This window comes from Paenibacillus sp. P32E, from assembly GCF_001909085.1.
Classification (GTDB): domain Bacteria; phylum Bacillota; class Bacilli; order Paenibacillales; family Paenibacillaceae; genus Paenibacillus_AQ; species Paenibacillus_AQ helianthi.
This window is the reverse complement of record NZ_LVYY01000010.1, coordinates 129,852-155,437: the sequence shown is the minus strand read 5'-3', so window position 1 is coordinate 155,437 and position 25,586 is coordinate 129,852. Positions and strand designations below refer to the sequence as shown.

General features: G+C 49.4%; 18 protein-coding genes and 1 pseudogene. 14 read left to right on the top strand and 5 right to left on the bottom strand.

Going from position 1 to position 25,586, the window contains the following annotated elements; all coding sequences use genetic code 11:
* The first annotated feature begins 103 nt into the window (after positions 1 to 103).
* Positions 104 to 2,482, top strand: a complete 2,379-nt coding sequence (locus A3848_RS11340; RefSeq protein ID WP_074085058.1) for an ABC transporter ATP-binding protein/permease — start codon at positions 104 to 106, stop codon at positions 2,480 to 2,482.
* A 143-nt stretch (positions 2,483 to 2,625) separates the two neighbouring features.
* On the opposite strand, the gene A3848_RS11335 is transcribed toward A3848_RS11340, so the two are convergent.
* Positions 2,626 to 7,038: an AAA family ATPase gene (locus A3848_RS11335; protein ID WP_074085057.1), complete on the bottom strand. Its 4,413-nt coding sequence runs from the start codon at positions 7,036 to 7,038 to the stop codon at positions 2,626 to 2,628.
* Positions 7,039 to 7,185: 147 nt separating this feature from the next.
* On the opposite strand from A3848_RS11335, the gene A3848_RS11330 reads away from it, so the two are divergent.
* Positions 7,186 to 7,365 (top strand): hypothetical protein, encoded by a 180-nt coding sequence (locus A3848_RS11330; protein WP_074085056.1) that lies wholly within the window; start codon positions 7,186 to 7,188, stop codon positions 7,363 to 7,365.
* A gap of 101 nt (positions 7,366 to 7,466) precedes the next feature.
* Positions 7,467 to 12,689, top strand: a complete 5,223-nt coding sequence (locus A3848_RS31295; protein WP_083612077.1) for an invasin domain 3-containing protein — start codon at positions 7,467 to 7,469, stop codon at positions 12,687 to 12,689.
* A gap of 9 nt (positions 12,690 to 12,698) precedes the next feature.
* Here the strand turns inward: A3848_RS31295 and A3848_RS11260 are convergent.
* The 3 genes and pseudogenes from A3848_RS11260 to A3848_RS11250 all read right to left on the bottom strand — a co-directional run.
* Positions 12,699 to 13,058: pseudogene (locus A3848_RS11260) on the bottom strand (N-acetyltransferase family protein); the annotation flags it as partial.
* A gap of 21 nt (positions 13,059 to 13,079) precedes the next feature.
* Positions 13,080 to 13,862: an arsenite methyltransferase gene (locus A3848_RS11255; RefSeq protein ID WP_074085055.1), complete on the bottom strand. Its 783-nt coding sequence runs from the start codon at positions 13,860 to 13,862 to the stop codon at positions 13,080 to 13,082.
* A gap of 58 nt (positions 13,863 to 13,920) precedes the next feature.
* Positions 13,921 to 14,370 (bottom strand): MarR family winged helix-turn-helix transcriptional regulator, encoded by a 450-nt coding sequence (locus A3848_RS11250; protein WP_074085054.1) that lies wholly within the window; start codon positions 14,368 to 14,370, stop codon positions 13,921 to 13,923.
* A gap of 132 nt (positions 14,371 to 14,502) precedes the next feature.
* Here A3848_RS11250 and A3848_RS11245 point away from each other — a divergent pair, with 132 nt between their 5' ends.
* The 6 genes from A3848_RS11245 to A3848_RS11225 all read left to right on the top strand — a co-directional run bounded on the left by A3848_RS11245 (position 14,503) and on the right by A3848_RS11225 (position 17,834).
* A complete protein-coding gene (locus A3848_RS11245; RefSeq protein ID WP_074085053.1) occupies positions 14,503 to 14,856 on the top strand; it encodes an ArsR/SmtB family transcription factor in 354 nt (117 codons plus the stop codon).
* 30 nt (positions 14,857 to 14,886) lie between these two features.
* On the top strand, positions 14,887 to 16,176 hold the full coding sequence (locus tag A3848_RS11240) for an arsenic transporter (protein WP_074085052.1): 1,290 nt from the start codon (positions 14,887 to 14,889) through the stop codon (positions 16,174 to 16,176).
* A gap of 21 nt (positions 16,177 to 16,197) precedes the next feature.
* Positions 16,198 to 16,617, top strand: coding sequence for an arsenate reductase (thioredoxin) (gene arsC / locus A3848_RS11235; protein WP_074085051.1), 420 nt, complete (start codon positions 16,198 to 16,200; stop codon positions 16,615 to 16,617).
* Between the two features lie 12 nt (positions 16,618 to 16,629).
* Positions 16,630 to 17,061, top strand: coding sequence for a protein-tyrosine phosphatase family protein (locus A3848_RS11230; RefSeq protein ID WP_074085050.1), 432 nt, complete (start codon positions 16,630 to 16,632; stop codon positions 17,059 to 17,061).
* Positions 17,062 to 17,126: 65 nt separating this feature from the next.
* Positions 17,127 to 17,255, top strand: coding sequence for a hypothetical protein (locus A3848_RS32875; protein WP_256702300.1), 129 nt, complete (start codon positions 17,127 to 17,129; stop codon positions 17,253 to 17,255).
* Positions 17,256 to 17,348: 93 nt separating this feature from the next.
* Positions 17,349 to 17,834: a DUF2975 domain-containing protein gene (locus A3848_RS11225; RefSeq protein ID WP_074085049.1), complete on the top strand. Its 486-nt coding sequence runs from the start codon at positions 17,349 to 17,351 to the stop codon at positions 17,832 to 17,834.
* Between the two features lie 134 nt (positions 17,835 to 17,968).
* On the opposite strand, the gene A3848_RS11220 is transcribed toward A3848_RS11225, so the two are convergent.
* Complete coding sequence (locus A3848_RS11220) at positions 17,969 to 19,042, bottom strand: LLM class flavin-dependent oxidoreductase (protein WP_074085048.1); 1,074 nt, start codon at positions 19,040 to 19,042, stop codon at positions 17,969 to 17,971.
* Between the two features lie 488 nt (positions 19,043 to 19,530).
* On the opposite strand from A3848_RS11220, the gene A3848_RS11210 reads away from it, so the two are divergent.
* From A3848_RS11210 to A3848_RS11190, 5 genes are all read left to right on the top strand, one after another.
* Positions 19,531 to 21,315 (top strand): sensor histidine kinase, encoded by a 1,785-nt coding sequence (locus A3848_RS11210; RefSeq protein WP_074085046.1) that lies wholly within the window; start codon positions 19,531 to 19,533, stop codon positions 21,313 to 21,315.
* Positions 21,315 to 22,403, top strand: coding sequence for a response regulator transcription factor (locus A3848_RS11205; RefSeq protein WP_074085045.1), 1,089 nt, complete (start codon positions 21,315 to 21,317; stop codon positions 22,401 to 22,403). The genes A3848_RS11210 and A3848_RS11205 overlap by 1 nt, the downstream gene beginning before the upstream one ends.
* Positions 22,404 to 22,509: 106 nt before the next feature.
* Positions 22,510 to 23,823, top strand: a complete 1,314-nt coding sequence (locus A3848_RS11200) for an ABC transporter substrate-binding protein (RefSeq protein WP_074085044.1) — start codon at positions 22,510 to 22,512, stop codon at positions 23,821 to 23,823.
* A 33-nt stretch (positions 23,824 to 23,856) separates the two neighbouring features.
* Positions 23,857 to 24,744, top strand: coding sequence for a carbohydrate ABC transporter permease (locus tag A3848_RS11195; RefSeq protein WP_143192385.1), 888 nt, complete (start codon positions 23,857 to 23,859; stop codon positions 24,742 to 24,744).
* Positions 24,744 to 25,574 carry a carbohydrate ABC transporter permease gene (locus A3848_RS11190; RefSeq protein WP_074085086.1) on the top strand — a complete coding sequence of 277 codons (831 nt, stop codon included), beginning with the start codon at positions 24,744 to 24,746 and terminating at the stop codon, positions 25,572 to 25,574. The genes A3848_RS11195 and A3848_RS11190 overlap by 1 nt, the downstream gene beginning before the upstream one ends.
* Positions 25,575 to 25,586: the final 12 nt, after the last annotated feature.

The window sequence follows — 25,586 nt, the reverse complement described above, 5'->3', positions numbered from 1 at the left end:
AGGTTTAGTTTACATTAGGCGCTTATACTGGGGCCAGCAAGACAAGAAGAGAGAGAGAGTAACGATCAATGATCACACGGGAACGGAAAGGGAGAAGAATACGATGCTGCAATTAAAAAACATCACCAAGAGCTATAAGACCGGGGAATTCACACAGGTTGCACTGGATAAGGTGAATCTGAATTTCAGGGAAAGTGAATTCGTTGCGATTCTGGGCCAGAGCGGGTCGGGGAAGACAACACTGCTGAATATCGTCGGCGGACTGGATCAATATGACAGCGGAGAGCTGATTATTAACGGCCAATCCACGGAACACTTCAAAGACGGAGATTGGGATGCGTACCGCAATAACAGTGTGGGCTTTATTTTCCAAAGCTATAATCTGATTTCGCATCTGAGTATTACGGATAATGTGGAAATGGGCATGACGCTCAGCGGGGTAGCCTCTGCTGAGAAGCACCGTAAGGCGCTTGAAGTGCTGGAGAAGGTTGGACTCAAGGAGCATGTCCATAAAAAACCAAACCAGCTGTCGGGCGGACAAATGCAGCGGGTCGCAATTGCCCGTGCCCTGGCCAATAATCCGGACATTATTCTCGCGGATGAGCCGACAGGTGCTCTGGATACAGAAACCAGTGAGCAAATCATGGAGCTGATTAAGACCATTGCGGAAGATAAGCTGGTTATCATGGTTACCCATAATCCGGAGTTGGCCGAGAGCTATGCAGACCGCGTGATCCGCTTCTCGGACGGCCATGCGGTATCGGACAGCAATCCGCTGGCCAATCAAAAGATCTCAAGCTCCTACAAGCTGAAAGAGACCAGTATGGGTTTTTTCACCGCCTTGAAATTATCCGGGAAAAATATCGCAACCAAGAAATGGCGGACGGGCCTGACGGCTTTTGCCTCAAGTATCGGGATCATTGGTATCGCCTTGATTCTGTCCTTGTCGAATGGATTCGATAAGCAGATCAGCTCCTATGAAACCGGGGCGCTCTCCAACTTCCCGATCTCGATCAATCAGACGGCAATGAATGTAGAGCTGGGGCCGCCAAGAAACGGAGCATCAGAACTTCCCTCGTACCCTGCAGAGAAAAAGCTGTATCCCTATGACCCCAGCAAAAATTCCACACAGCATACCAATGTGCTGACCAAGGAATATATAGATTATCTTAAGAAAATCGATCCTAAGCTGATTGATGGAATTTCCTATACCCGCACCGTGAATATGAATGTACTGGTATCGGACGGACAAAAGGCGACTACGCTGGATAAAAACAATATTAGCTTAACTGCATATCCCAGCAAACAGGGAAGTAAGACGGGGAGCTATCTGGAGCAATATTATGATGTGCTGGAGGGGAAATACCCTTCCGGGAAGACGGATGTCGTACTCATTGTGGACGAGTACAACCGCCTGACCGATGCTGCGGTAGATGCCCTGGGGCTCGATTATAAAGTGGACAGCATCAATCTGGGAGAGCTCATTGGAACTCAGCTGAAGCTTGTGATGAACAATGACTATTACCGCAAAAACGGTGAGCAGTTTGTCGTAAACGGAACAACGTCGAATTTAACAGAGCTCTATAACAGCCCTAAAGCAGTGACTCTGAACATCGTTGGGGTGCTGCGCGGCAAGGAAGGCTCCAGCGTATCTACAATGTCTCCAGGCATTGCCTATTCGGATGAGCTTGCCGCTTCATTTATAGCAGATGCACAGAAATCCGAGATCGTATTGGCACAGGAAAAAGCAGACGTCAATGTGCTGACCGGTCAAGCATTGTCAGATGGTGTCGCGGGTAGTGGTTCAGCCGGAGCAGCAGGTACAAACCGGCTGATGATGGGTCCTGGTGGAGGTGCAGCGGGAGGGCATGCTTCCTTGACTAAAGAGGATGTGCTTGCGTCCCTAGGGGCAACAGATATCCCTAGCTCGGTATCTTTGTACCCGATTGATTTCAATGCCAAGGAATCGGTCACTGCTTATCTGGACAAATGGAATGAAGGCCGTGAATCCAAGGATCAGGTGAAATATACCGATTTGGCGGCAATGGTTACCAACATCTCCGGCGGTATTATGGACGGGATTACCATGGTGCTGATTGCTTTTGCCGCGATTTCCCTGGTAGTGTCATTAATTATGATCGGGATTATCACATATATTTCTGTAATGGAGCGGACGAAGGAGATAGGAGTCTTACGAGCACTCGGCGCCCGCAAGAAAGATATTACACGGGTATTCAATGCCGAAACGTTTATAATCGGGGCTTGCTCCGGGATTCTGGGGATTGGCATTACCTACTTGCTGACCATTCCGGTTAATGCAGTACTCTATAATCTGACTGATCTGTCAAACGTAGCCCAGCTCAACCCGTTGCATGCATTAATTCTGGGTGTGATCAGTGTAGGGCTTACGATGATCGGCGGCTTCATTCCGGCCAAGATGGCCGCGAAGAAAGATCCGGTTGCAGCGCTGCGCAGTGAGTAACGGCTTAGCAGTTCGGTTATAAGATTGGCCGGAAGAGCCGCATTTCCCATACAGAAAAAGAGCCGATCCTTCGTTGGATCGGCTTTTCCTGTATCATTATGACATCTATACATGAGCTGGTAAGGAGGCTATCGGAGAAGAAATCATGGACGGGTAAGCAGATTGAGCTCCTTCGCCTGGATAATGGCTTTGGTGCGCCGGTTGACCTTTAGTTTGGCGAAAATATTTTTAACATGCACTTTTACCGTCCCAATTGCGATGACCAGTTGATCGGCTATCTCTTTGTTTGACAGTCCTGCCGCCAATAAGGAGAGCACCTCAAGCTCACGCTCCGTAAGAGGTTCCTCCATTATAGCGGACAACGAAGCTTCTTCCGCTTCCGGGTCTTTATTGGACTGTCCGGCCGTATTTTGCAGCATGCAGAATAAAATTCCATTAGATGCCATGGCCTGAAGAACAGTCAGACGATCATACGCGAACACACCGCTTGCCATCTTGTTTTCCAGGTAGAGGACACCCAGCATATTTCCGTGAACGGTTACCGGTATACAGAGTGCAGACCCGGGCCGATGCTTCGCAATATACGGGTTATGGATCAGCCAGCTCTCTTCACCACCGACATAATGGACATGCTCTTGTGTGCGAAAGACATACCGGATGATGCCCTCCGGCAATAGAAGGCTGTCATTCAGCTCAGAAGGAGAGAGGGAAGTCTGCGCTTCTGAATCGGCATACGCCTGAATATTCAGTCCATCCTTATTGTCCATCAGCAAAGCACCCTTGCTGGCACCCGCATATTTCATAATGGTATTCATGATTTCCGCAAGCACCGTATCACTGTCCATCTGATTCGTTATCATTTGAGTGGTTTTGAGAATCGCTGCAAGATCCAGGCCGTCCAGGGCATGGGTCTCATGATGAGCACCGGCAGCCTCTCCAGATAACTCTACATCACTCCGATCCGCCGGAATAGGGATGATCTCAAACGATTCATCAGCATGTTCCCCGCGTTGCCAGCAGAGTAGCAGATCCTCTAATTGCTTTATTTTTATTTGCACTCCCCATTGTGTATACGCCTCAAGCGCTAATTGCAAATAGAAGAGGGCTGTTTTTCCTTTATCCAAATTCCGGTAGTATCTCGCTGCAAGCTCGCCGGCAAGGCTTGTCACCTGAACATCGCCTTGTTCTCTTGCTTCACGGATGGTTTTATCATACAGTTCCTCAGCCAGAATGCCTTTACCAGAGGCACGCGCATGTTCAGCCTGTAGAAGGTAATACCTGGACCGGTAATTGGCCGGACTCCATGCAGCCCATTTTTTGAAGCGGAGGAAATTTCTGTTGAAGCGTTTCTTCAAATGTGCCCGTTTCCCAGGCTGTACAGAATCCGCCAATAGGGCAAGCGATTCATACATCAGACATTCCGGCAAATGCGGAAGATGTGTGGCATAGGCTTCATAGGGCTTTGCTTGACTGGCCCAGCGGATAGCTTCCTCATAATTACCCAGCAAATAGCTGAGTTGAGTCTTGTAGGTGCTGTACTGAAATAAGGTGGTAGCCGAGGTCTCCTCCATATGAATCCGGCCCAGGAACTCTTCTTCTTCAAAGCCTGTGCTGCTGAATGAATCCGGAGAAAGGGTTCTTCCCTGTAGTGCAAGAATAAATTGCTGATACAGATAAAAGTTCTGCTTCACAAACTCGTCGTTGGTTGTATCCAGAAATACCATATATTCAGTTATCGTTCTGGAGAATTCACTTAACGGTGCTCTTGTGTAGAGTGAATTAATGTGCGCACCCATGGCATAGCTGGCAAACACGTAATCCCCGGATTCCATCCCGAAACGAAGCGCTTTTGCCAAGTAAGCATCTCCTTCACGGGCATTTCCGGCAAATTGACAGAGTACACCGCCGAACATGGTATAAGATTTGCTTTTAACTGAAGTAATATTGTAACGCTCGGAAAGCTCAATTCCGACCTTGCCAATGGCATAGCCCTTATCAAATTTCCCCCGTGCATACCCCAAAAGCATGCTGTAAGCAGAATAGACAGCTGCGGAAACAGGAGTGTTTCCATACTTAATAGATAGCTGAATGGCTCTGCACATGAGCAGAAAAAAGACCTCTTTGTTCGTGAAGAAGGTGGAGGGAGTAATCGCCAGAATGAGATGCATCACAGCAATCCGGTCTTTGTCGGACATTTCTTCCAAATGCGCGAGCCGATCATACCGGTTATGCAGCAGCACATCGATCCGCAGCGCTTCTACTATCAGTTCGAATTTGCCCGGATTGGGCGAAATGTTAACATGATGCTCCCGCAGACTTTCTAGACCGAGCGCAGTGCCTTCCAGATATTTACCCTGATTGATGTATTGCATAATCCGGATCATTTGCACTCTGCTCCGCTCAGCTGCATTGCGCGCACGGAGAAGCAAGAAATCAATTTTGCGGTCAGACTCCACAGCATTACCGCATAAATATTCACATTCTGCTTGTTCAGCATGCAGCTCGAAACAGAGCTCGAAGGTGTTGCTCCAAGCTTCCGCTGGCAGCAGTTCTACCCCTTTTCTGAAATAACCCAGCGCAACGTCATAAGCGGAAGTGGCCTTGGCACGGTTTCCCGCATCCAGGTTTAATTGTATGAGCTGAAGAATCTCGGCCTCTCCGGTCATTCTGCCAGAACCTCTATTCAGATGGTTGACCACATCAAACAAGTTCTCTTCGTACCCCGAAGCCTCCCTGTTCAAAGCTCTGCCTATTGAGCTATGGATCGCTTGTTTCGTATCATCATCAATCTGACTATAAATGAGCTTATGTATATTATCATGGGCAAAACGGAAGGTACCCGCTTCATCTGCCACTATCATCCCTTCGGCTTCAATCTGGGGCCATTCGGATATGACATCTCCGATCTCCCGATTCGCGACGCAAGCTATCAGATCCGGATGGAAGGTGCTTCCCACACAAGCCGAAATTTGAAGCAGCTCCTGCGCAGTGACGGGAAGACGCCGCAGCCTGTGTTCCATCAAGTCATTGATCGCATAGCTGGGTTCCTGCCCAATGACCGATCCCAAATCCCATTGCCAGCACCGGTTCTCATGGTTATACACCAGAATGCTGTCATCTTGCAGGCGCAGCAATATTTGCTTGAAATGAAAGGGGTTGCCGTTCGATTTATGATATAGCAGTTCTGTAAAGGATAGCGCAGTATCCGCTTGGGTATTCAAGGTTTCTATCGTAATATCGTTCATTTGTTCAAGGCTCAGCGGGGACAGATGAATATGCCGGATAGCTGCCTGATCGGTAACGCTCCCGTCATGTTCGTAGCCTGGCAGACTGCTAAGGTCTATATCGTTATGGCGATAAGCGCAGACAAACATCAAATATTGGCATTCCGGATCGCACAACAGCGCGTGAATTAACTGCAGTGACGAAGAATCCGCCCATTGCAAATCATCGATAAACAGGACGAGGGGATGTTCTTTAGAAGCCAGCGCTTGAACAAATTTGCGGAAAACATAGATAAACCGTTTCTTCGATTCATTAGCCGGAAGCTCTTCCACAGAGGGCAGGGTGCCAAGTATCAGCTCGGCTTCAGGAATAATAGCAGTGATCACGTTGGCACTTGCCCCGAGTGCTTCCTGCAGCTTTTGTCTCCACAGCTCGGACTGTTCCTTGCGTTCACCCAGCAAATGCCGCATCAACCCGCGAAAGGCTTGAATAATCGGATGATAAGGGCTTTCTTTAGAGATTTGCTCAAACTTTCCGGTGACATAAAAAAAATTACGGGCATGCTGCTGTTTGCGGAAAACCTCGTCCATAAGGCTTGTTTTGCCGATTCCGGCTTCACCGGACACGTACACCATTTCGGTTGATCCGAAGCAAGCAGAATAAAAAGCCTGGGTCAGCATGGAGATCTCATATTCTCTGCCGTGAAACCCCGGTTCCATAAAAAAGGTGTCGTGTGAACGTCCGACCTTGTCCAGGTCTGCCAATAAAAAACCGGCATTTTGATAGCGGTTATCCGGATTTTTGTCGAGCAGTCTCATGACTACAGCTTCCAAGCCTTCAGGTAAATAGGTCTGATCCTGGGTCAGCGGAGGGGGGACTTGGGCCAGGTGCATATACACCCATTCCAGCGGATTGTCGGCAAGAAAAGGCAGATGTCCGGCCAATAATTCGTAGAAAATAATGCCCACAGAGTACAGATCACTTCGCTCATCCACTGTCCGCAGCATTCTTCCTGTATTCTCAGGTGAACAATAGGCGAGGCCTGCATCTGATATACCATAACCCGCTGGACGTAAATAACCATGTTCTGAACGATGGAGGGCATAACCTGAATCTATTAAATAGGCTTCTTGTCCATTAGAACGAACACCGATCCGCTCCGGCCGCAAATCGAGATGGAGGATCTGCAACTGATGAAGCTGCAGAACACAAGCTACGATGGACCTGGCAAGAGTGAGAAACGCCTCCGGGTTCATGCGGGTCTGTCCGTTCATCCATTCCCTGAGTGTTGAGTTTCTGATAACAATGTCAGATTGCTGATTTACTTTCATTTTTGGACACCTCTAATCTTGGGCGTAGTAGCGAATACAATCTATTGTAATAGAAGATATGCCTTTTTAGGTATAGAAAATTTTAAGGAATGACTCTAATCTGGGAGTATGTTGAATGGGCTGAATTTAGAAGCAGGAGAGGTCTAGGTGATTAAAATGGAGAATGCACTGATTGCGTTTGTTAGTATTGTTCTTCTTGGAATTGTGATCTTTGCGAAGATTTGGTGGGACGGATCCGGGATCAGTTTTAAATTTACAAAATGGTATTTTGGTATTTTTTTTATTGCGGCACTGATTGTTGGAGGAGGTACTTTTTTCGTCAGTTAAGTCATTATATCGGTAAGCTCCTTCGGATTTGGTAGGTACAATTCACAAATACATAAGTGTTTTTCGATTCATCGGAAATACAAGAAAGAGAGGATATTTTTATGAAAGGAATCAGACGATACAAACGCTGGATCGCCATGACTCTGATATTCATGCTTGCTATAGGATCGTTGTCTCATGGGGAGGTGTCTGCTGCAGATCCGGAGGTGCTCGATCAAAAGCAGGAAAACAAAACCGGGAACGTATGGGTCAGTTATGATTATCCAAGATTTCAGACCTTTACTCCGGAGATTACCGGGAGTCTCAGCAGGATTGAACTGAATATTTTCGATACCGTTGCTCCAGGAGCCCTGAAGGTGAAAATTTATAAGGATGGCGATCTTTCGACATTGCTCGCTGAAGCGCAGCTGGCTTCCTTCAGCGCAGGCTGGGTGTCGGTTAATTTCTCAGGAGCATCGCCTTATTTGCAGAAGGGTACGATGTATCGAATGGTTGCTTCCACGGAATTCGGAGGCTCGGCTGGCTTCGGATGGTATGGCAGCACCGGCAACCCGTATTCAAGAGGCTACTCTTCGGCTAACAATTATGACTTCTCTTTTAGAACGTACATGATTGCGGATTATTCGACATCCCCCGCATTAAGTGAGATCTCCACTGCTGAATCAAGTATTGTAGCGGACGGCATGAGTCAGACGGCAGTGACGGTGAAGCTGAAGGATGCACAGGGTAATGCGTTGACGACCGGAGGGGAGATCGTGGCCATTACGTCGACATCGGGTGCGGTAAGCGCCGTCACGGACAACCATAACGGAACTTATACGGCGACGCTTACGGCACCGGTAGCGGTGGGGACTGCAACGGTCAGTGCTACTGTTGGTGGAACTGCGCTGGGCGGAACGGCAACGGTACAGTTCGTGCCCGGAGTACCATCCAGTGCGAACAGCACCATAGCCGTGGGCAATAGCTCGCTGACGGCGGACGGCACGAGTCAGACGGCCGTGACGGTGAAGCTAAAGGATGCACAGGGTAATGCGTTGACGACCGGAGGGGCGACGGTGGTAATTACGTCGACCTCGGGTACGGTGAGCAGTGTTACGGACAACCATAACGGGACTTATACGGCGACGCTTACGGCACCGTTAGCGGTGGGGACCGCAACGGTCAGTGCCACTGTTGGCGGCAATGCTTTGACGGGAACGGCAACGGTACAGTTCGTACCCGGAGCACCGTCCAGTGCGAACAGCACCATAGCCGTGGGGAATAGCTCGCTGATGGCGGACGGCACGAGTCAGACAGTAGTGACGGTGAAGCTGAAGGATGCACAGGGTAATGGATTGTCGGCTGGAGGGGCGACGGTGGTAATTACGTCGACCTCAGGTACGGTGAGCAGTGTAACGGACAACCATAACGGGACTTATACGGCGATGCTGACGGCACCGGTATCGGTGGGGACTGCATCGGTCAGTGCCACCGTCGGTGGAACGGCGCTGGGCGGAACGGCAACGGTGCAGTTCGTGCCCGGAGCGCCATCCAGTACGAACAGCACCATAGCCGTAGGCAATAGCTCGCTGACGGCAGACGGCACGAGTCAGACGGCCGTGACGGTGAAGCTGAAGGATGCACAGGGTAATGGGTTGTCGGCTGGAGGGGCGACGGTGGGGATCGCTTCGACCTCGGGTACGGTGAGCAGTGTCACGGACAACCATAACGGGACTTATACGGCGATGTTGACGGCGCCAGTAACGGTAGGGACCGCGACCGTAAGTGCCAGTGTCGGCGGCAATGCGCTGATTGGAACGGCAACGGTACAGTTCGTGCCCGGAGCACCGTCCAGTGCGAACAGCACCATAGCCGTGGGGAATAGCTCGCTGACGGCGGACGGTACGAGTCAGACAGTAGTGACGGTGAAGCTGAAGGATGCACAGGGCAATGGGTTGACGACCGGAGGGGCGACGGTGGTAATTACGTCGACCTCGGGATCGGTGAGCACCGTCGCCGACAACCATAACGGAACTTATACGGCGACGCTTACGGCACCGGTAGCGGTGGGGACTGCAACGGTCAGTGCTACTGTTGGTGGAACTGCGCTGGGCGGAACAGCTACAGTTCAGTTCGTGCCCGGAGCACCATCTAGTGCGAACAGTACCATAGCCGTGGGGAATAGCTCGCTGACGGCGGACGGCACGAGTCAGACAGTAGTGACGGTGAAGCTGAAGGATGCGCAGGGTAATGCGCTGACGACCGGAGGGGCGATCGTGGCCATTACGTCGACCTCGGGTACGGTGAGCGCCGTAACGGACAACCATAACGGGACTTATACGGCGATGCTGACGGCACCGGTAACGGTGGGGACCGCAACGGTCAGTGCCACCGTCGGTGGAACTGCGCTGGGCGGAACGGCACCGGTACAGTTCGTACCCGGAGCACCGTCCAGTGCGAACAGCACCATAGCCGTGGGGAATAGCTCGCTGACGGCGGACGGCACGAGTCAGACGGCAGTAACGGTGAAGCTGAAGGATGCCCAGGGTAATGCGTTGACGACCGGAGGGGCGACGGTGGTAATTAAGTCGACCTCGGGATCGGTGAGCACCGTCGCCGACAACCATAACGGGACTTATACGGCGATGCTGACGGCACCGGTAACGGTGGGGACCGCAACGGTCAGTGCCACTGTCGGTGGAACGGCGCTGGGCGGAACGGCAACGGTACAGTTTATAGCTGGCGCACTTTCAACAGAGACTGGCATCATCGCGGCGGGTGATTTTTCGCTAATCGCTGATGGGACGAGTCAGACAGTGATAACGGTGAAGCTCAAGGATGCGCAGGGCAATGCCTTGACCACCGGAGGGGCAGTAGTGTTGATCACATCAACCTCAGGTACGATGAGCACTGTAACGGACAACCACAATGGTACCTATACGGCGACATTGACGGCGCCGACAGCGGTAGGAACCGCGAAGATAAGTGCCTCTGCCGATGGGAGCATGCTGGCCTCAACGGTAACGGTTCAGCTTGTACCAGGTGAAGTAAGTGCATCTCACTCCACAATTACCGCAAGTAGCCTGGTCGTTCGGGCGGACGGACAGAGCCAATCCTTGATCTCTGTGAAGCTTAAAGACGGGTATGACCATCCGCTTGCAGGAAAACTGGTGCGGCTTCAAGCTCAAGCTGTAAGCTCTGTCATTACAGAAGTTTATGGAAACTCTGTCACAAAAGAAGTGTATGGACTGACCAACGCGGAGGGCCTAGCCACATTTGCGGTCAACAATGTGGTGGCGGAGAAAGTGACTTATTCTGCAATAGAAGAAGCAAGTGGTACGACGCTGGATCAAACGGTGAATATTACTTTTACGTACGACCAGCCTCCTGTTATCGAACTGAACATGGATCAGGCCGAACCAACCTTTGGCAGCGTAAATGTTGCGGTAACGGCGTCTGTGTATGGTGAATTCAACCAGGTCTCCTCTATAAAATGGGCGGCAGGAAGCCGTTTGATCTCCTATTTTGATACACAGGGTACAGAAATTTCAGACCACTTCACCGTACAGGAGAATGGAATTTATTCAGTCTATGTGGCAGATAAGGCAGGCAATGCGAATGTAAGCTTGATTGAAATCCGGAATATCGTTCCTTTGAGCAGCAATGCGGACTTGAAGGTCTGGCAGCTGATAGGGCTCGGTGGGACGGTAAAGTTTGATTTTGACCCCGAGAAGTCAAGCAGCAGTCTGGAAGTAAGCCATCCGGTGTATGGGTTGAAAATGCTTCTGACTCCTGCTGATGTCTATTCTGCCGTCTATGTGAACGAACTCCAGGTAGACAGTCATTCGCTAACCAGGGAGTATGTTCTTGCAACCGGTCAAAATAAGTTCGAGGTCCGTGTCAAAGCGCAGGACGATTCAATGAAAACTTACACGCTCAACGTGACACGCTTAGCCGACTCCAAGCCGGATTCAACACCAACACCAACACCAACACCAGCACCAACACCAACATCAACACCAGTACCAACACCAGTACCAACATCAACACCAGTCCCGATCCCAGTCCCGGCGGCTCCTTCGAATCCCCCAAGCTCTTCGAATCCGCCATCACCGGACAAAATGCCTGTGGTCCGGGTTAATGATCAGAAAGTAACGGGGATTGTCACCGTTCAAACCGATACGAATGGAGCAAAATCCATCGACGCTCTGCTGAATTTGGATCACCTGCGACAGGTAATCGATTCACTGCCTATCGCCGCTGAAGCTAATCTCTCGATTTCAATCGAGGAAGGGGCAGACAATCTCGCACTAAGACTTTCCGGGGATACCGTCCCGATTCTGGCCGGGAAAGTAGCCACAATCACGTTCGTAACCCAGTACGGCCGATATCGCCTGCCACTAAATGAAATCGTAAATCGGGAATCTGACTGGACGAAGGATATGGAAGTGAGGCTCTTGATGGGGCACGGCCCAGCGGAAGAAGGATTGCAGAAGGCGGCGAATGCCGGTGGGTATCAACTGGTGACTGATCCGGTCCACTTTACCGTTCAGATCAAGCGTAATGGCGAGACTGAAGAAGTATCCAGCTTCAATCATTTTGTAGAAAGAGTTATTTACCTGCCTTTGGATGCCGGTGCTGCTTCAACGGCTGTGGTATGGGATCAGAATGCGGGTGTGCGTCCGGTGCCGACAACATTCATCACAGTGGATGGTCATCGGTCTGCTGTGATTCGAAGCCTTACGAACAGCACTTATGCAGTAATATACAGAACGTCCAAATTCACAGATATTCAGGGACACTGGGCTGAAAATGAAATTGCCAGTATGAATAGCAGATTGATCGTCCGGGGGACGGCTGGGTCAGAATTTGCACCTGAAGCTATGGTTACCCGGGCTGAACTCGCTGCAATGCTGGCAAGGGCACTTGGGCTGCCGGAACGAGGGAATCCAGCGGGTTACCTCGACGTAAGCAGTGACAATTGGTACAGTGGCGCCGTAGCAGCATTACAAGCATATGGAATGATGGATGGCTTCGGAGATGGTACATTCAGACCGAATCAGGCGGTATCCCGGCAAGAAGCGATTGTAACGATTATTCGGGCATTGCGGCTGGCGGATGCAGCACTGGCGACAAGGAATAGCGGAGCGCAAGCCGAATTAGATGTCTATACCGACAGTGGCCGAATTGCCGGCTGGGCAAGTGGCGCTGTACAGTCAGCCATTCAATCCGGCTTGATAAAAGGGTATGGAAATGAATTGCGGCCGCAGCAGTCATTAACCCGTGCTGAGACTACTGTTTTGCTGTACCGGATGCTGCTCCAAGCAGCACTGATAAATCACTAAAGAGAATTTTTATAGATTGAAAACACCCCTTCGCACAGCCTTTGGAATAAACTTCAGGTTTATCCGATGGAAGTCAAGGGGTGTTTTAACATCGATAAATGCTCCATCCCTAACACCCTGCTTCTCAAACACCCCAACCTCGCGGTAGCCCATTTTCCGGTACAGGCCTTGGCCTGCATCATTGAAGGGGAAGGTGAACAATACGATTTTATGAAAAGCGTTGTCTTGCGCGGCGGCTTCCAGCTTCTCAAGCAAGGCGCTGCCAATGCCTTGCCCGCGAATGCTTCGCTCAATGTACACGGACAGGTCGGCTACTCCGCTATAGGCGCAGCGGTGAGAGTACGGATTGAGGGAGGCCCAGCCGATGACTGAATCTTCCACCTTGTCTCCTTATTTCTTCGCTTGGATTACTGCTGAAACGATATACTGATCAATACTTTCGCCCGGAATCCAGTCCTTGATAAAAGCTTTGGATTCATCCTTGGGCTCAATGCTAATCTCCGTAAAGCCACTTTCCTTAAGAATAGTCTTCAGCTCCGATATGGAAGAAGCGCCGGAGATACAACCCGAATAAAGCTCGCCTAGGTCGTTCCTGATCTCAGGCGGAAGCTCTGCTGTGGTTACAATATCCGAAATGGCGAGGCGGCCGCCCGGCTCAAGGACCCGGAAGGCTTCACGGAATACCTGTGGTTTGTCCGGGGAGAGATTGATGACACAGTTGGACATGATGACATTCACGGAGCGGTCGGCCAGTGGAAGATGCTCAATTTCACCCAGGCGGAACTCGGTATTTCCGAACTTCCCTTTCACCGCATTATTCCGGGCGCGGCTGATCATTTCGGGCGTCATATCGACACCAATGACATGCCCCTGATCGCCTACCTGACGCGAGGCCAGAAAGCAGTCGAAGCCTCCGCCGCTGCCGAGATCAAGCACACGCTCTCCAGGTTTAAGCTCAGCAATAGCCTGGGGGTTGCCGCAGCCAAGGCCCAGATTGGCACCTTCGGGAGCTGCTGCGAGCTCACTGCCGGAATATCCAAGCTTTGCAGATATGGAATCGAAGTCTGACGGCGAACCACAGCAGGAGGAGGCAGGCGTCACGGTTTTGACGGCAATTTGCGAATAACGGCCCCGTACATTTTGGCGGATTTGGTCATTGGAAAGCTGGTTCATACTTCAACACTCCTTTTGATGATAATATTTGCATAATGCAAGTATTAGCCAAGAGAAATCACCCGGTAACGGGCGCACAGCATTTGCTGGATTTCCCCATAGCTTCATTAAAAAGCTTCACAGAGCGCAGCAGAGTCTCTTGCTCAAATTCACTCATATACGAAAAGACCTCATCCAGATACGCATTCATTTGGGTATCGATGGTTGTAGCGGCCATCTTGCCGGGCACCGTAAGCGACAGTGTGTAGACTCGCCGGTCGCTGGGGTCCGGTGTTTTTTGGAGCAGATTCATTTTGATTAACGCTTGTACCTGCCGGCTGAACGTTGTGACATCTGTGCCCAGCGTTTCCGCGATCTGCTGCATGGAGGGGTTATGTCTGCGGTCCACCTCATACAGAATATGGCTGTGGGCAGGGGAGAGATCGCAGCCGCCAACGGTACAGCAGTTCTTGTTCAGCAGTCCCAGGCGCCGGGTCATGATCTGAAATAACTCACGTGCATTTTCCAAGTAAGCTCACCTCGTAAATCAGTTATATAATATTTAATTGCACATTGCAATGTTTATTTGAGGATTGTCAATGTTGCGATCCTGGTTTAGTATATAAGCACGGGCTTATATGTCTAGGATGGAGGGATTATCATGGAGGAAGCTTTCGATATTGCGGATGTGACTGAGCTGGCTGATGACCTGAAGCTTTTGGGTGATCGGACGCGTCTCTTGATGCTGGCTTTGTTAAAAGAGCGCGAGTGGTGCGTATGCGAATTTGTTGAGATTTTTGACATCTCACAGCCTGCCATCAGTCAGCATCTGCGGAGATTGAGAAGCAAGGGCATCGTCAAGGAACAAAAAAAGGGTCAATGGGTACACTATTCGCTTAACATAGAAGATAAACCCCACATCCAGGCCGTGCTTCAGCTTACGCCGGATACTCCTGCGATTCTGGCCATGCTGAATAGAACGCCGGTGACGGTTTGCTGCGAAATATTGCATTAATTCAAGCGGATGTACACAGGAGGATGAATTTTGGGAATCTTAGCAGGTCTTATCTTTGTAGTAACGTTGATATTTGTGATTTGGCAGCCCAGGAATCTGTCCATTGGATGGTCGGCCTGCGGCGGGGCGATTATCGCTTTGCTTGTGGGTGTAGTCAGCTTTCACGATGTATATGATGTCACCCTGATCGTATGGAACGCCACACTTGCCTTTATTGCGATCATTCTGAATTCCTTAATCCTCGACAGAATTGGTTTCTTCGAATGGGCCGCCTTACATATGGCGAGAGCGGCACGCGGCAATGGCACCCGGATGTTCATCTATGTCACCATTCTTGGAGCGGTGGTGTCTGCATTTTTTGCCAACGACGGTGCGGCGCTTATTCTGACTCCAATCGTATTGGCAATGGTCCGTGCGCTGAATTTTGATGAGAAGAAGGTATTTCCGTTTATTATGGCCAGCGGGTTCATTGCGGATACCACTTCATTGCCGCTTGTTGTCAGTAATCTGGTTAATATTGTATCGGCGGATTTTTTCGGGGTAACCTTTATGGAATATGCCGGCCGGATGTTAATGCCTACTTTGTTTTCTTTGGGGGCAAGCATTCTGGTGCTATACCTCTTTTTCCGTAAAAGCATTCCGCGGTCCTTTGAAAGCTTACAGCTGAAACGTCCGGCAGATGCGATTAAAGACAAGAAGATGTTCAAGCTATCCTGGGTTATGCTTGCGGTCCTGCTGGTAGGATTTTTCGTAAGTGAGTTCCTGAACATTCCGGTATCTGCCGTGGTGGGAGTGGTCGCAATCTTTTTCCTGCTGATGGCAAGAAGAAGTCCCGTAGTACCTACCATGGAAGTGGTGAAAGGTGCGCCATGGGCGATCGTATTCTTTTCGATTGGGATGTATGTAGTCGTGTATGGTCTGCGCAACGCCGGTCTGACAGACGTTCTTGCCGATGTGATTCAGGCTGTGGCTGATCAAGGGCTGTTCGCTGCAACGATGGGGATGGGCTTTATTGCTGCCGTCATCTCTTCGATCATGAACAACATGCCTACCGTGATGATTGATGCTCTGGCCATTGATGCTACGCATACCTCGGGACTGATCAAGGAAGCCTTAGTCTATGCGAATGTGATCGGCTCAGATCTGGGGCCGAAGATTACACCGATCGGCTCTCTGGCAACCCTACTGTGGCTGCATGTGCTTTCGAGCAAAGGGGTCAAAATATCCTGGGGAGCGTATTTCAAAACAGGCATTATTTTGACTATCCCCACGCTGTTCATCACGCTGCTTGGCCTCTATATAACGTTGACCCTATTTTAAACTCAAAGGAGACTGAAACGCATGGATAAGAAAACCATTTACTTTTTGTGTACAGGGAACTCATGCCGGAGCCAGATGGCTGAAGGCTGGGCCAAGAAATACCTGGGCGATGAATGGAAAGTGTACAGTGCCGGTATTGAGGCTCACGGTCTGAATCCGAAAGCCGTTCAGGCGATGAACGAAGTGGGGATTGATATATCGGGACAGACGTCTGATATTATTGATCCGCAGCTGCTTAATAACGCTGACCTCGTGATCACATTATGCGGGGATGCCGCTGATAAGTGTCCGGTTACCCCGCCACAGGTAAAACGTGAGCATTGGGGATTCGATGACCCGGCGAAAGCGCAGGGTACGGATGAAGAGAAGTGGGCTGTCTTTCAGCGGGTACGTAATCAAGTGGGCGCTCGCATTAAGCAGTTTGCGGAAACCGGCGAATAAGGGAGAACGATTATGGCGAATTATCACGAGCTCATTCCGGGCAAAGTCTATATTGGCGGAGAGAATGCACTGTTCGAGGCTCTGCAGGAGCAGGAAATTAGCGATGTATTCGATTTGAGGGATACCGGAACGGAAGCGGAAGGATTTCCGGCAAAGGTAACCCGTCATCATTATCCGATTGTGGAGCATGAGAGCGGCCAGGAGGCTTCGGTGCAGGCGGCTATCCATGCGGTTACAGCGGCTGTAAATAGCGGCAAAACAGTATATTTTCACTGCGCTGGAGGCCGTAACCGTACAGGAACTGTAGCAACGGGAGTCCTGCTGGAGCTGGGGCTGGCATCCACGGTACAAGAGGCGGAAACACTCGCCACATCCAAACGTCCGGATATCCATATCAAGCAGGAAATGCGCGATGTGCTCCATGGCTTTTATCCGCCCCAATAAGCTGTATTGAAATATAGAGACCGTCTCCCTGGGAGATGGTCTTTTTGCAGAAGGAGATGAAGGGAATGGACTGGATTTGGCAAAAAGAAGCTTTTCTATATTGTATGGACTTGGCGTATGCGCGGCTCCCGCCGGACATTGAAACAGGCTATTCTGGTTTCTCTCGTATCTCCAGCAAGTTCAAACAACAATAATAATATAATTAAATACAATATTAATTTGTTTTAAAACGATAAATCATATGCTAAAATCATGTTGTCATTACATAAGTGGAGGAGGTGTTTTAAATGAATGTTCAACGAGGTTCAACCACTTTCTTAAAGGTGATTATTGTTCTGGCTGGAATTGCAGTGCTTGCTTTGTGTATATTTTTAGTGCCCCGTATAGCGAATTTCGCAGCGGAGTTGTATCCAAATATTCACTTAATGAAATATCTCATTTTCATCGTGATGTATGGAGCGGCTGTGCCCTTTTACTTAGCGCTCTATCAGTCTTACAATCTTTTACGGTACATTGACGAGAACACAGCGTTCTCTGAATTATCTGTGAAAGCGTTGAAGAACATCAAGTGCTGTGCGTTTACAATCAGTGGTTTGTATGTATTAGGTATGCCGCTCTTTCGTTTTATAGCGAAGAAAGTTGACCCTCCTGTTGGATTTTTGGGACTGATCATCATATTTGCTTCGTTGGTTATCGCCGTTTTTGCTGCTATCCTCCAAAGGCTTCTACAAGAAGCGATTAACATCAAATCAGAGAATGATTTGACGGTCTGAGGTGGCGGAAATGGCAATTATCATTAATATTGCTGTTAGAATTTAGCATAGCCATGTAATAAAAAAGGGATGCTGTACAGCCATTGATGATACGCATGGCGGATACAGCATCCCTTTAATTGTAGTTGCGGAGCTTACTGTGCAGCGGCTCCCCGGGCAAGCTCTTGGCGGACGATCGGCGCAACCTTGGTGCCCAGCAGCTCGATGGCACGCAGGACTTCACGGTGCGGCATAGTACCGACGTTGACATGCAGGAAGAAGCGGGTAACGCCGAGATTCTTGTGCAGGAGCAGAATCTTCTCGGCGACATATTCGGAATCCCCTACATAGAGGGCGCCGCGCAGACTGCGGGCATCGTCATAGGTCGCACGGTTATAGGCTTGCCCCCAGCCCCGCTCGCGCCCGATGACATTCATCTGGGCTTGCGTGGAAGGATAGAACAAGGCGGCTGCCTGCTCGGTGGTTTCGCTGACAAAGCCATGCGAATGTGTGGCGATCTGCAGTTTGTCCGGGCTATGCCCGGCCTTGGCGGCAGCCTCTTTGTACAGCTTGACCAACGGTGCGAAGCGCTCCGGCATACCGCCAATGATGGCGAAGGCGATAGGAAGGCCAAGCATGCCTGCCCGGATTGCCGATTCGGGATTGCCGCCGCTGGCGATCCATACCGGCAGCGGGTCCTGGACGGCGCGCGGATAGACAGGAAGATTATCTATAGCCGGACGATGGCCGCCGGGCCAGGTTACTTTTTCCGAGGCTCTGATCTTCAGCAGCAGTTCCAGCTTCTCTTCGAACAACTCGTTGTAGTCATCCAGACTATAGCCGAAGAGCGGGAAGGATTCGATAAATGAACCCCGGCCCGCCATAATTTCCGCACGTCCGTTAGAGAGGCCATCCAGGGTTGAGAAGGCTTGATAGACGCGTACGGGATCATCCGAGGACAATACAGTTACAGCACTGGTGAGCCGGATCTTCTTCGTCATAGCCGCTGCAGCGGCAAGCACTACAGCCGGGGCACTGCCGGCGTAATCGGCACGGTGATGCTCCCCGATACCGTATACATCCAGTCCGACTTGATCGGCGAGTACAATCTCTTCCACGGCTTCACGCAGTCTTTCGGCATGACTGATGACTTCCCCGGTCACCGGGTCCGGTGTAGTTTCCAAAAATGTGCTGATGCCTATTTCCATACGGTTATCCATTTCGGGCATTTCAATCCGCCTCCTTTATTCGTATCTTTATATTACTATACTTTTTAATGTTTCTCAACTTTAGTAAGTGATTGTGGAGCAAAAAAATACCCGCCACCCAGGCAAGCAGGGGTGGCAGGCAGATGCAATAGTGCGGGCTTTAGGATTTCTTTTTGCCAACGGCAAGCTGTACAATCATGATGACAAGAACGAGCAGGGCAATGAGCTGGTCTGTACTCATAGGGGTCCGACCTCCAATCCTTGCAGGATGGCTCTTCGGACCGCATCTCCTCTCCCAAGAAGCTGCTTCGTTCCCCCTTTACAGACTATGAGCTCGTGAAGGAGAATATTACGTATATTGGTTTCTATATCCATCCTTCTGATCTTGTTGTCATCCGGTTATCAATATTGTACAAAAACAGATCAATATTTGAACCTATGTGATTAGGAATGAACCGTTTATACTAAAGGGAATAAGGCATCTTACACAGGTTAGGAGGTAGGCATTTATGAAGCGAATCAGTCTGCGTTTTCGGCTTATGATCCTCATGACCTGTCTGACTACGCTTCCAGTTGTCACGGTTACCTGGATTGCGACGATAAACACTCGTGAGTCAGTGGAGAAGGAAATGATCGGTGCTAATGAATCTAGAATGCTGTGGGCGGATCAATATTTAAGTGAATTAATTGATCAGATTGACGTCTTGTTCTATACTCTCCAAATTAACAAGGAATTGATTTACAAGATGACGGCGGGTCTCGATGACATGAACAGTGATACTCAGTCACAGAACCATGAAAGATTACGAGACATGCTCATAACAACATTTTTCTCCAATGCGCGAAAGGTGGACCGTCTCACCCTCTACAGTCACTCTACCGAAAAGGCGTTATCCGTGAGTTATGCAGATAGTGGAACGATTCGGCCCCTCAATATTCAAGAAAATGCATGGCGTAGAATTGCCAAAGAGCCTGTAAGCATGTATTTTAAACAGACGCCTGAAGGGATTTACGCCTATCATAGTATTAATCGTTTCCCGGATAAGATGTTTTTGGGAGGCATATCGGTTGGCATACGTAATGAGGTTTGGCAGGAAGTCGTTCATATCTTGCAATCGGAAGCGGACAGCTACGTGTTCTTGATGAACGATGAAGGCGAGCTTCTGTCAGGATCAACACAGCGAATTGCTTCATCCGAGGTATTGGACGAACTGCATACGATGGACATACCTGCGAACGAACTTGTATCCCATCAGAGTGAACAATATTTTTACTTCATGGAGCGAATTGGAGACGGACAATTGACCGTCGTAAAGGCGATCCCCCAGTCTACCGTAAAGGCAAGCGCCTCTCCTACGATTCGAGCAGGAATGCTGACCGGTGGTATTTTTGTAACCGCTTCCATTCTTCTTTCCATCTTATTCTCCTTACGGATTACACGGCCAATCATAAGTCTGGCCAGGACCATGCGAAAGGCGCAGTTGCAGAGCTTCGAAATGAAATCGGTTAAAAGCTTTGACGAGATTGGTCTGCTACAGCATGGTTACAACCTGATGATGCACAGAATTAAAGAATTAATCGAGCACGAATATCAATATCAAATTGAAGTGAAAAATGCGCAGCTGCTGGCACTCCAGGCTCAAATTAATCCCCACTTCCTCAATAATACGCTCAATCTGATCGGCGGGATGGCTCTCGTTAAGCAGGCGCCTGAAATCTATCAGATCACGAGGATGATGGGGGACTTATTGCGATATTCCATTAGATCTGAGAATGAAATGGTTTCCCTTCAGGATGAAATGAACCATACCCGCAACTATTTGTTCATCCAGGAACAGCGGTTCGCCGGCAGATGCCATACGGTCATCGAAACGGATCAGGAAGTGATGGATTGCCGGGTGCCAAAATTCATTTTGCAGCCGCTGGTGGAGAATGCATTTGAGCATGGGCTGCAAGCCAAAGAAGGTGCTTGGCATCTGCATATAAGAATTCTGCAAATCGATAAAAGGGTCATTGTAATGATCAAGGACGATGGTGTCGGGGTGTTGCCCGAGAAACTAGCGCTCCTTCGTGCCGGTTTGAGAAACGGTAGTGACACCGATGAGCCATCCGCTGCTCTCCCAGGGCCGCGGCGTCGTAAAAGTATCGGAATTCGTAATGTTCATGCGCGGCTTCGACTGCATTTTGGGGAAGCCTACGGTATTCGCATGTTTAGTAAATCCATGGCAGGCACCCTCATACTTATGAAATTACCCTATGTTGACAACAAGGAGACAGAGAGGAGGGATTCGTGATGTATAACGTGCTGATTATGGATGATGAGCCTTGGTCAAGGCAAGTGGTTAAATCGTTGGGAGAGTGGGACAGATTAGGCCTGAAGATCGTGGGCGAAGCGGAAGATGGCTATCAAGGAGTCCAATTCATTGCAGAGACCATGCCTCATATTGTTATTACCGATATGCGCATGCCGGGTTTAGAGGGGGTAGAGCTTCTTCAAACCATTCACGATCAATTTCCCTCTATTAAAATACTTGTCATGAGCGGTTATGATGATTTTGTATATTTAAAACAAGCTATTCAATCCAGAGCGATTAATTACATGCTCAAGCCGATCCATCCGGAGGAGCTTAACGCTTCCCTGTCCCAGTGCGTAGAACAATTGAATACGGAAATGATGTCGGGTATGAACGTCGCGCCGACCATTGCGTTCCAGCTGGAAGCGGCTATACAGGATCGGTACTTGTCCTATCGCAAGCTGATTTACGGACATTTGCTGGATTTGAATAGCCGGGCGATAGAGCATGCCTTTACTCAACTGGCTCAATATCTTAGCCAGTCTCTTCAGGATGAAGCGGCGAGAAGGAAGATGCCGATTAAGCTTGCCTATGATTTTATTACGATATTAGAGGAGCTTCTGGCTAAGGATGAGTTTCAGCTTTCGGAGCTTGTAATGGACGTGGAAGAATACCGGGAACGGATCCGCCAGTCCTCCCTATTAGATGCGGCTAAGGAATTGTCGAATTTGTATACAGCTGTGATCACAATCGTGCAAGACATACGCCAGACGAGAACCAGGCTGAATATCGATGAAGTGAAGGCCTATGTTCATAAATACTATCAGGATTCTATATCATTGGAAACGATTGCAAAGATTTTTGCTATCAGTAAGGAGCATTTAAGCCGGGCTTACAAGGCAGGAACAGGCGAGAATATTTCGGACGCTATTTTACGGTTACGTATGGAGAAGGCGCGGGATTTAATTGTAAAAGAGGGTGTCTCGATTAAACGGGCATCGGAGATGACGGGTTATTCGGATATCGCTTATTTTTACCGGGTGTTTAAGAAGCATTATGGAAGTCCTCCCGGCAATTTAAGAAAGTAGGTCCGGCATCAAAATAATGCAAATCAGAATGCTAAAATGCTGGAAAGACCCTTGCAACCGTTTTCTTTATACTGAAGATGCAACTCACTCAAGGGGGGAATCGAACATGAAGAAAACGTTTCACCTGTCCGTCGTACTGATTCTCATGCTATCCATACTTGCGGCATGCGGTTCGGGGAACAGCAAGGGCAACACGTCAGCATCCAATGACAACGATGCAGCTGAGACGGTGGCAAAGGCAGAACCTGCCAAGAAAGTGGAACTCAAAGTATTTCTGACCTTGCCGCAATTCAAAGACCAGTTCGACCAATACTTCGAACAGTTCAAAGCCAAGGAATTGAAGGAAAAAAACATCGAAGTGAAAATCAAGCTTGAAACTCCAAACGCCGACCAGGCGAAACAAATTCTGCAAACCCGCTTGGCTTCGAACGATGCACCCGATGTATTTGCCATCCATGCTAACGACATTCCGACCTACTATAATGCAGGCTACTTGACGGATCTGTCGGATCAGCCGGCAGTAAGCAAGCTTTTCGACAGTGTCAAGCAGACTGTCACCTATGACGGTAAAGTGCCCGTTCTTCCGCTCGAAAGCCTTGCTTGGGGATATCTGTATAACAAAAAAATATTCAGCGATAATGGTCTGACGCCTCCGCAAACGCTGGATGAAATGAAAAATGTGGTTAAAGTGCTAAAGTCCAAAAATATCCCGGCTTTTGAATTAGCCTTCCAGGAGGCATGGGTTCCACAGTTAATGACTGCACTATCTCTTGGCGGTCTTGTGAATTCTGAGCATCCCGATTGGGTCGATAAAATGAATAAAGGCGAAGCCTCTTATGCAGATGTAGCGGATATTTTCAATATTATCGATTTGATTATGTCGAATGGTACGGCTAAACCGTTTGAGGCCGGCAGCGCGGCAGGCGCTGCGGATTTTGCGAATGGTAAGGCGGCTATGTGGGTTCAAGGACCTTGGATGGCAGATTCGATTCAAAAGACAAATCCGGACATGGAGTTTGGAGTAGCTCCGCTGCCCGTAAGCAATGATCCGAGTGGAACGATGATCAACCTGTCGGCTTCAACATCGCTCGCCGTATCCCCGGATAGCGACCATAAAGACGTTGCGCTTGATTTGCTGAACTATATGCTTGACGATACGGATTCTTCCGCTCTGTTCGAAAAACTTAAATTCAATCCGATTTCCTCTGTCCATACGTACAAATCGTTCCCTTGGATTGATGAAGCCATGAGCTATGTTTCTAAAGGAAAGGCTTATCAGGACCTGAAGCTGCCGAACGGCGTTACGGATGAGCAGGCCAAGCAGCTTCAAAGCTACTATAGCAAGACGGTGACGAAGGACCAATTCATCGAGACGATGGACAATACATGGGTGAAAGCGATTCAAGTAACAGCCAAGTAATCACCCATAAGGTGAATAAGGAGTGAAGCCAAGGTGGCAGGCAACCCTATAACGAAACGAACAGTCATCCTCCTGGCATTCGTTCTTCCAGCTCTAGTCTTTTATGCATTCTTCGTACTAGCCCCCGCCTTCGGCGGGATCTGGTACAGCATGACGGATTGGAATGGCGTCAATCCTGCGTATTCGTTCATTGGATTGGCCAATTACCGGGAAGCACTGATAGAGGATGAGAACTTCCTGAAATCGATAGGTTTTACCTTGAAGTATGTCATTGCCATGGTCATTCTGCAAAATGTCTTTGCCATCATGCTGGCTGTTCTCATTGAATCGCGGCGAAAAACGAAATCGCTATTCCGCACGATCTTTTTTATGCCCAATATGATCAGTCTCATTATCGGGGGCATGATGTGGCTCTTTATTTTTACCAAAGTGCTGCCTGATCTGGCCGGTCGAACGGGTCTGCTATTTCTGGATCAGTCCTGGATTGGGGATCCGCGCCTATCCTTCATTGCAATTATCATCTTGTCGCTTTGGGGAGGCGTCGGCTATCTGATGGTCATCTATATAGCGGCGCTGCAAAATATTCCTGACCATGTGAAAGAAGCGGCTGCTATCGATGGCGCCGGCGGCTGGCAAACCTTGCGTTACATTACAATGCCTATGATTCTCCCCGCGATTACGATCGGTGTATTCTTGACGCTAAACAGCTCGTTCAAAGTATTTGAAGCCGTGTTCGCTTTGACCAAGGGAGGACCTGGCCGTGCGACCCAAGTCATTGCGCTGAATATATTTGATGAGGCTTTCTCGCAAAGCAACCGATACGGCTATGCCAGTGCCAAAGCGATGATTTTGTTCCTGATCGTCATGGCGATCACTTTCATTCAGCTTGCCATTATGAAGAAACGGGAGGTGGAAGCATGATCAGAGAGCGCAACTGGAGGTCAGGCCTCATCCTTCTGGTCCTGCTTGCCGGTTCTGTCATTACGTTATTTCCCATTTACATGGGTGTCCTTAATTCATTCAAAACAGACGGCGAGCTGCTGAACGATGTTTTAGCGGCTCCCGCTTCCTTTCAATTTAGCAATTACGCCGCGGCCATAGACAAAATCAACTTTTGGAGAAGCTTGGGCAACACGGCGGTAATTGCTGCAGTTGGCCTTCTGGGAATTATCCTGTTTTCTTCCATGGCAGGCTATAAATTGTCCAGAACGCCGGGCCGGTTAAGCCGCTTTTTATTCAGTCTATTCATTCTGTCGATGCTTATTCCGTTCCATTCGACCATGATTACGCTCACCAAAATAACGAGAGAGCTTCACGTTCAGGGCTCGATCCTTGGACTTGGCCTCATTTATATTGGCTTAGGCGTATCCTTCGCGATTTTTCTGTACCATGGCTTCGTGAAATCCATCCCGCGTGATTTGGATGAAGCGGCCGTGATGGACGGCTGCGGCGATTTCCGTTTGTTTTTTGTCGTCATTTTCCCATTGCTTCTGCCTATTACAGCGACCAACGCCATTTTGAATTTATTGTGGATGTGGAATGACTTTCTGCTTCCTCTTCTGATGCTGACAGACAGCAACTCTTATACGCTGCTGCTGTCCACCAATATGCTGTTCGGCCAGTATGGCAACAACGACTGGTCGGGCATTCTGGCCTCGCTCGTTATGGCTATGCTGCCTGTTATCATTTTTTACCTGCTTCTACAGAAGTATATTTTGAACGGGATCGCAGATGGGGCGGTAAAGGGTTAATTCATGCCAGAG

Excerpts from the sequence above, each read along its gene's own strand:
- A3848_RS32875 (WP_256702300.1), top strand. The coding sequence starts at position 17,127 with ATGGACTGGATTTGGCAAAAAGAAGCTTTTCTATATTGTATGGACTTG.
- A3848_RS11200 (WP_074085044.1), top strand. The coding sequence starts at position 22,510 with ATGAAGAAAACGTTTCACCTGTCCGTCGTACTGATTCTCATGCTATCC.
- A3848_RS11340 (WP_074085058.1), top strand. The coding sequence starts at position 104 with ATGCTGCAATTAAAAAACATCACCAAGAGCTATAAGACCGGGGAATTC.
- A3848_RS31295 (WP_083612077.1), top strand. The coding sequence starts at position 7,467 with ATGAAAGGAATCAGACGATACAAACGCTGGATCGCCATGACTCTGATA.
- A3848_RS11205 (WP_074085045.1), top strand. The coding sequence starts at position 21,315 with ATGTATAACGTGCTGATTATGGATGATGAGCCTTGGTCAAGGCAAGTG.
- arsC (WP_074085051.1), top strand. The coding sequence starts at position 16,198 with ATGGATAAGAAAACCATTTACTTTTTGTGTACAGGGAACTCATGCCGG.
- A3848_RS11245 (WP_074085053.1), top strand. The coding sequence starts at position 14,503 with ATGGAGGAAGCTTTCGATATTGCGGATGTGACTGAGCTGGCTGATGAC.
- A3848_RS11210 (WP_074085046.1), top strand. The coding sequence starts at position 19,531 with ATGAAGCGAATCAGTCTGCGTTTTCGGCTTATGATCCTCATGACCTGT.
- A3848_RS11220 (WP_074085048.1), bottom strand. The coding sequence starts at position 19,042 with ATGCCCGAAATGGATAACCGTATGGAAATAGGCATCAGCACATTTTTG.
- A3848_RS11255 (WP_074085055.1), bottom strand. The coding sequence starts at position 13,862 with ATGAACCAGCTTTCCAATGACCAAATCCGCCAAAATGTACGGGGCCGT.
- A3848_RS11225 (WP_074085049.1), top strand. The coding sequence starts at position 17,349 with ATGAATGTTCAACGAGGTTCAACCACTTTCTTAAAGGTGATTATTGTT.
- A3848_RS11335 (WP_074085057.1), bottom strand. The coding sequence starts at position 7,038 with ATGAAAGTAAATCAGCAATCTGACATTGTTATCAGAAACTCAACACTC.
- A3848_RS11230 (WP_074085050.1), top strand. The coding sequence starts at position 16,630 with ATGGCGAATTATCACGAGCTCATTCCGGGCAAAGTCTATATTGGCGGA.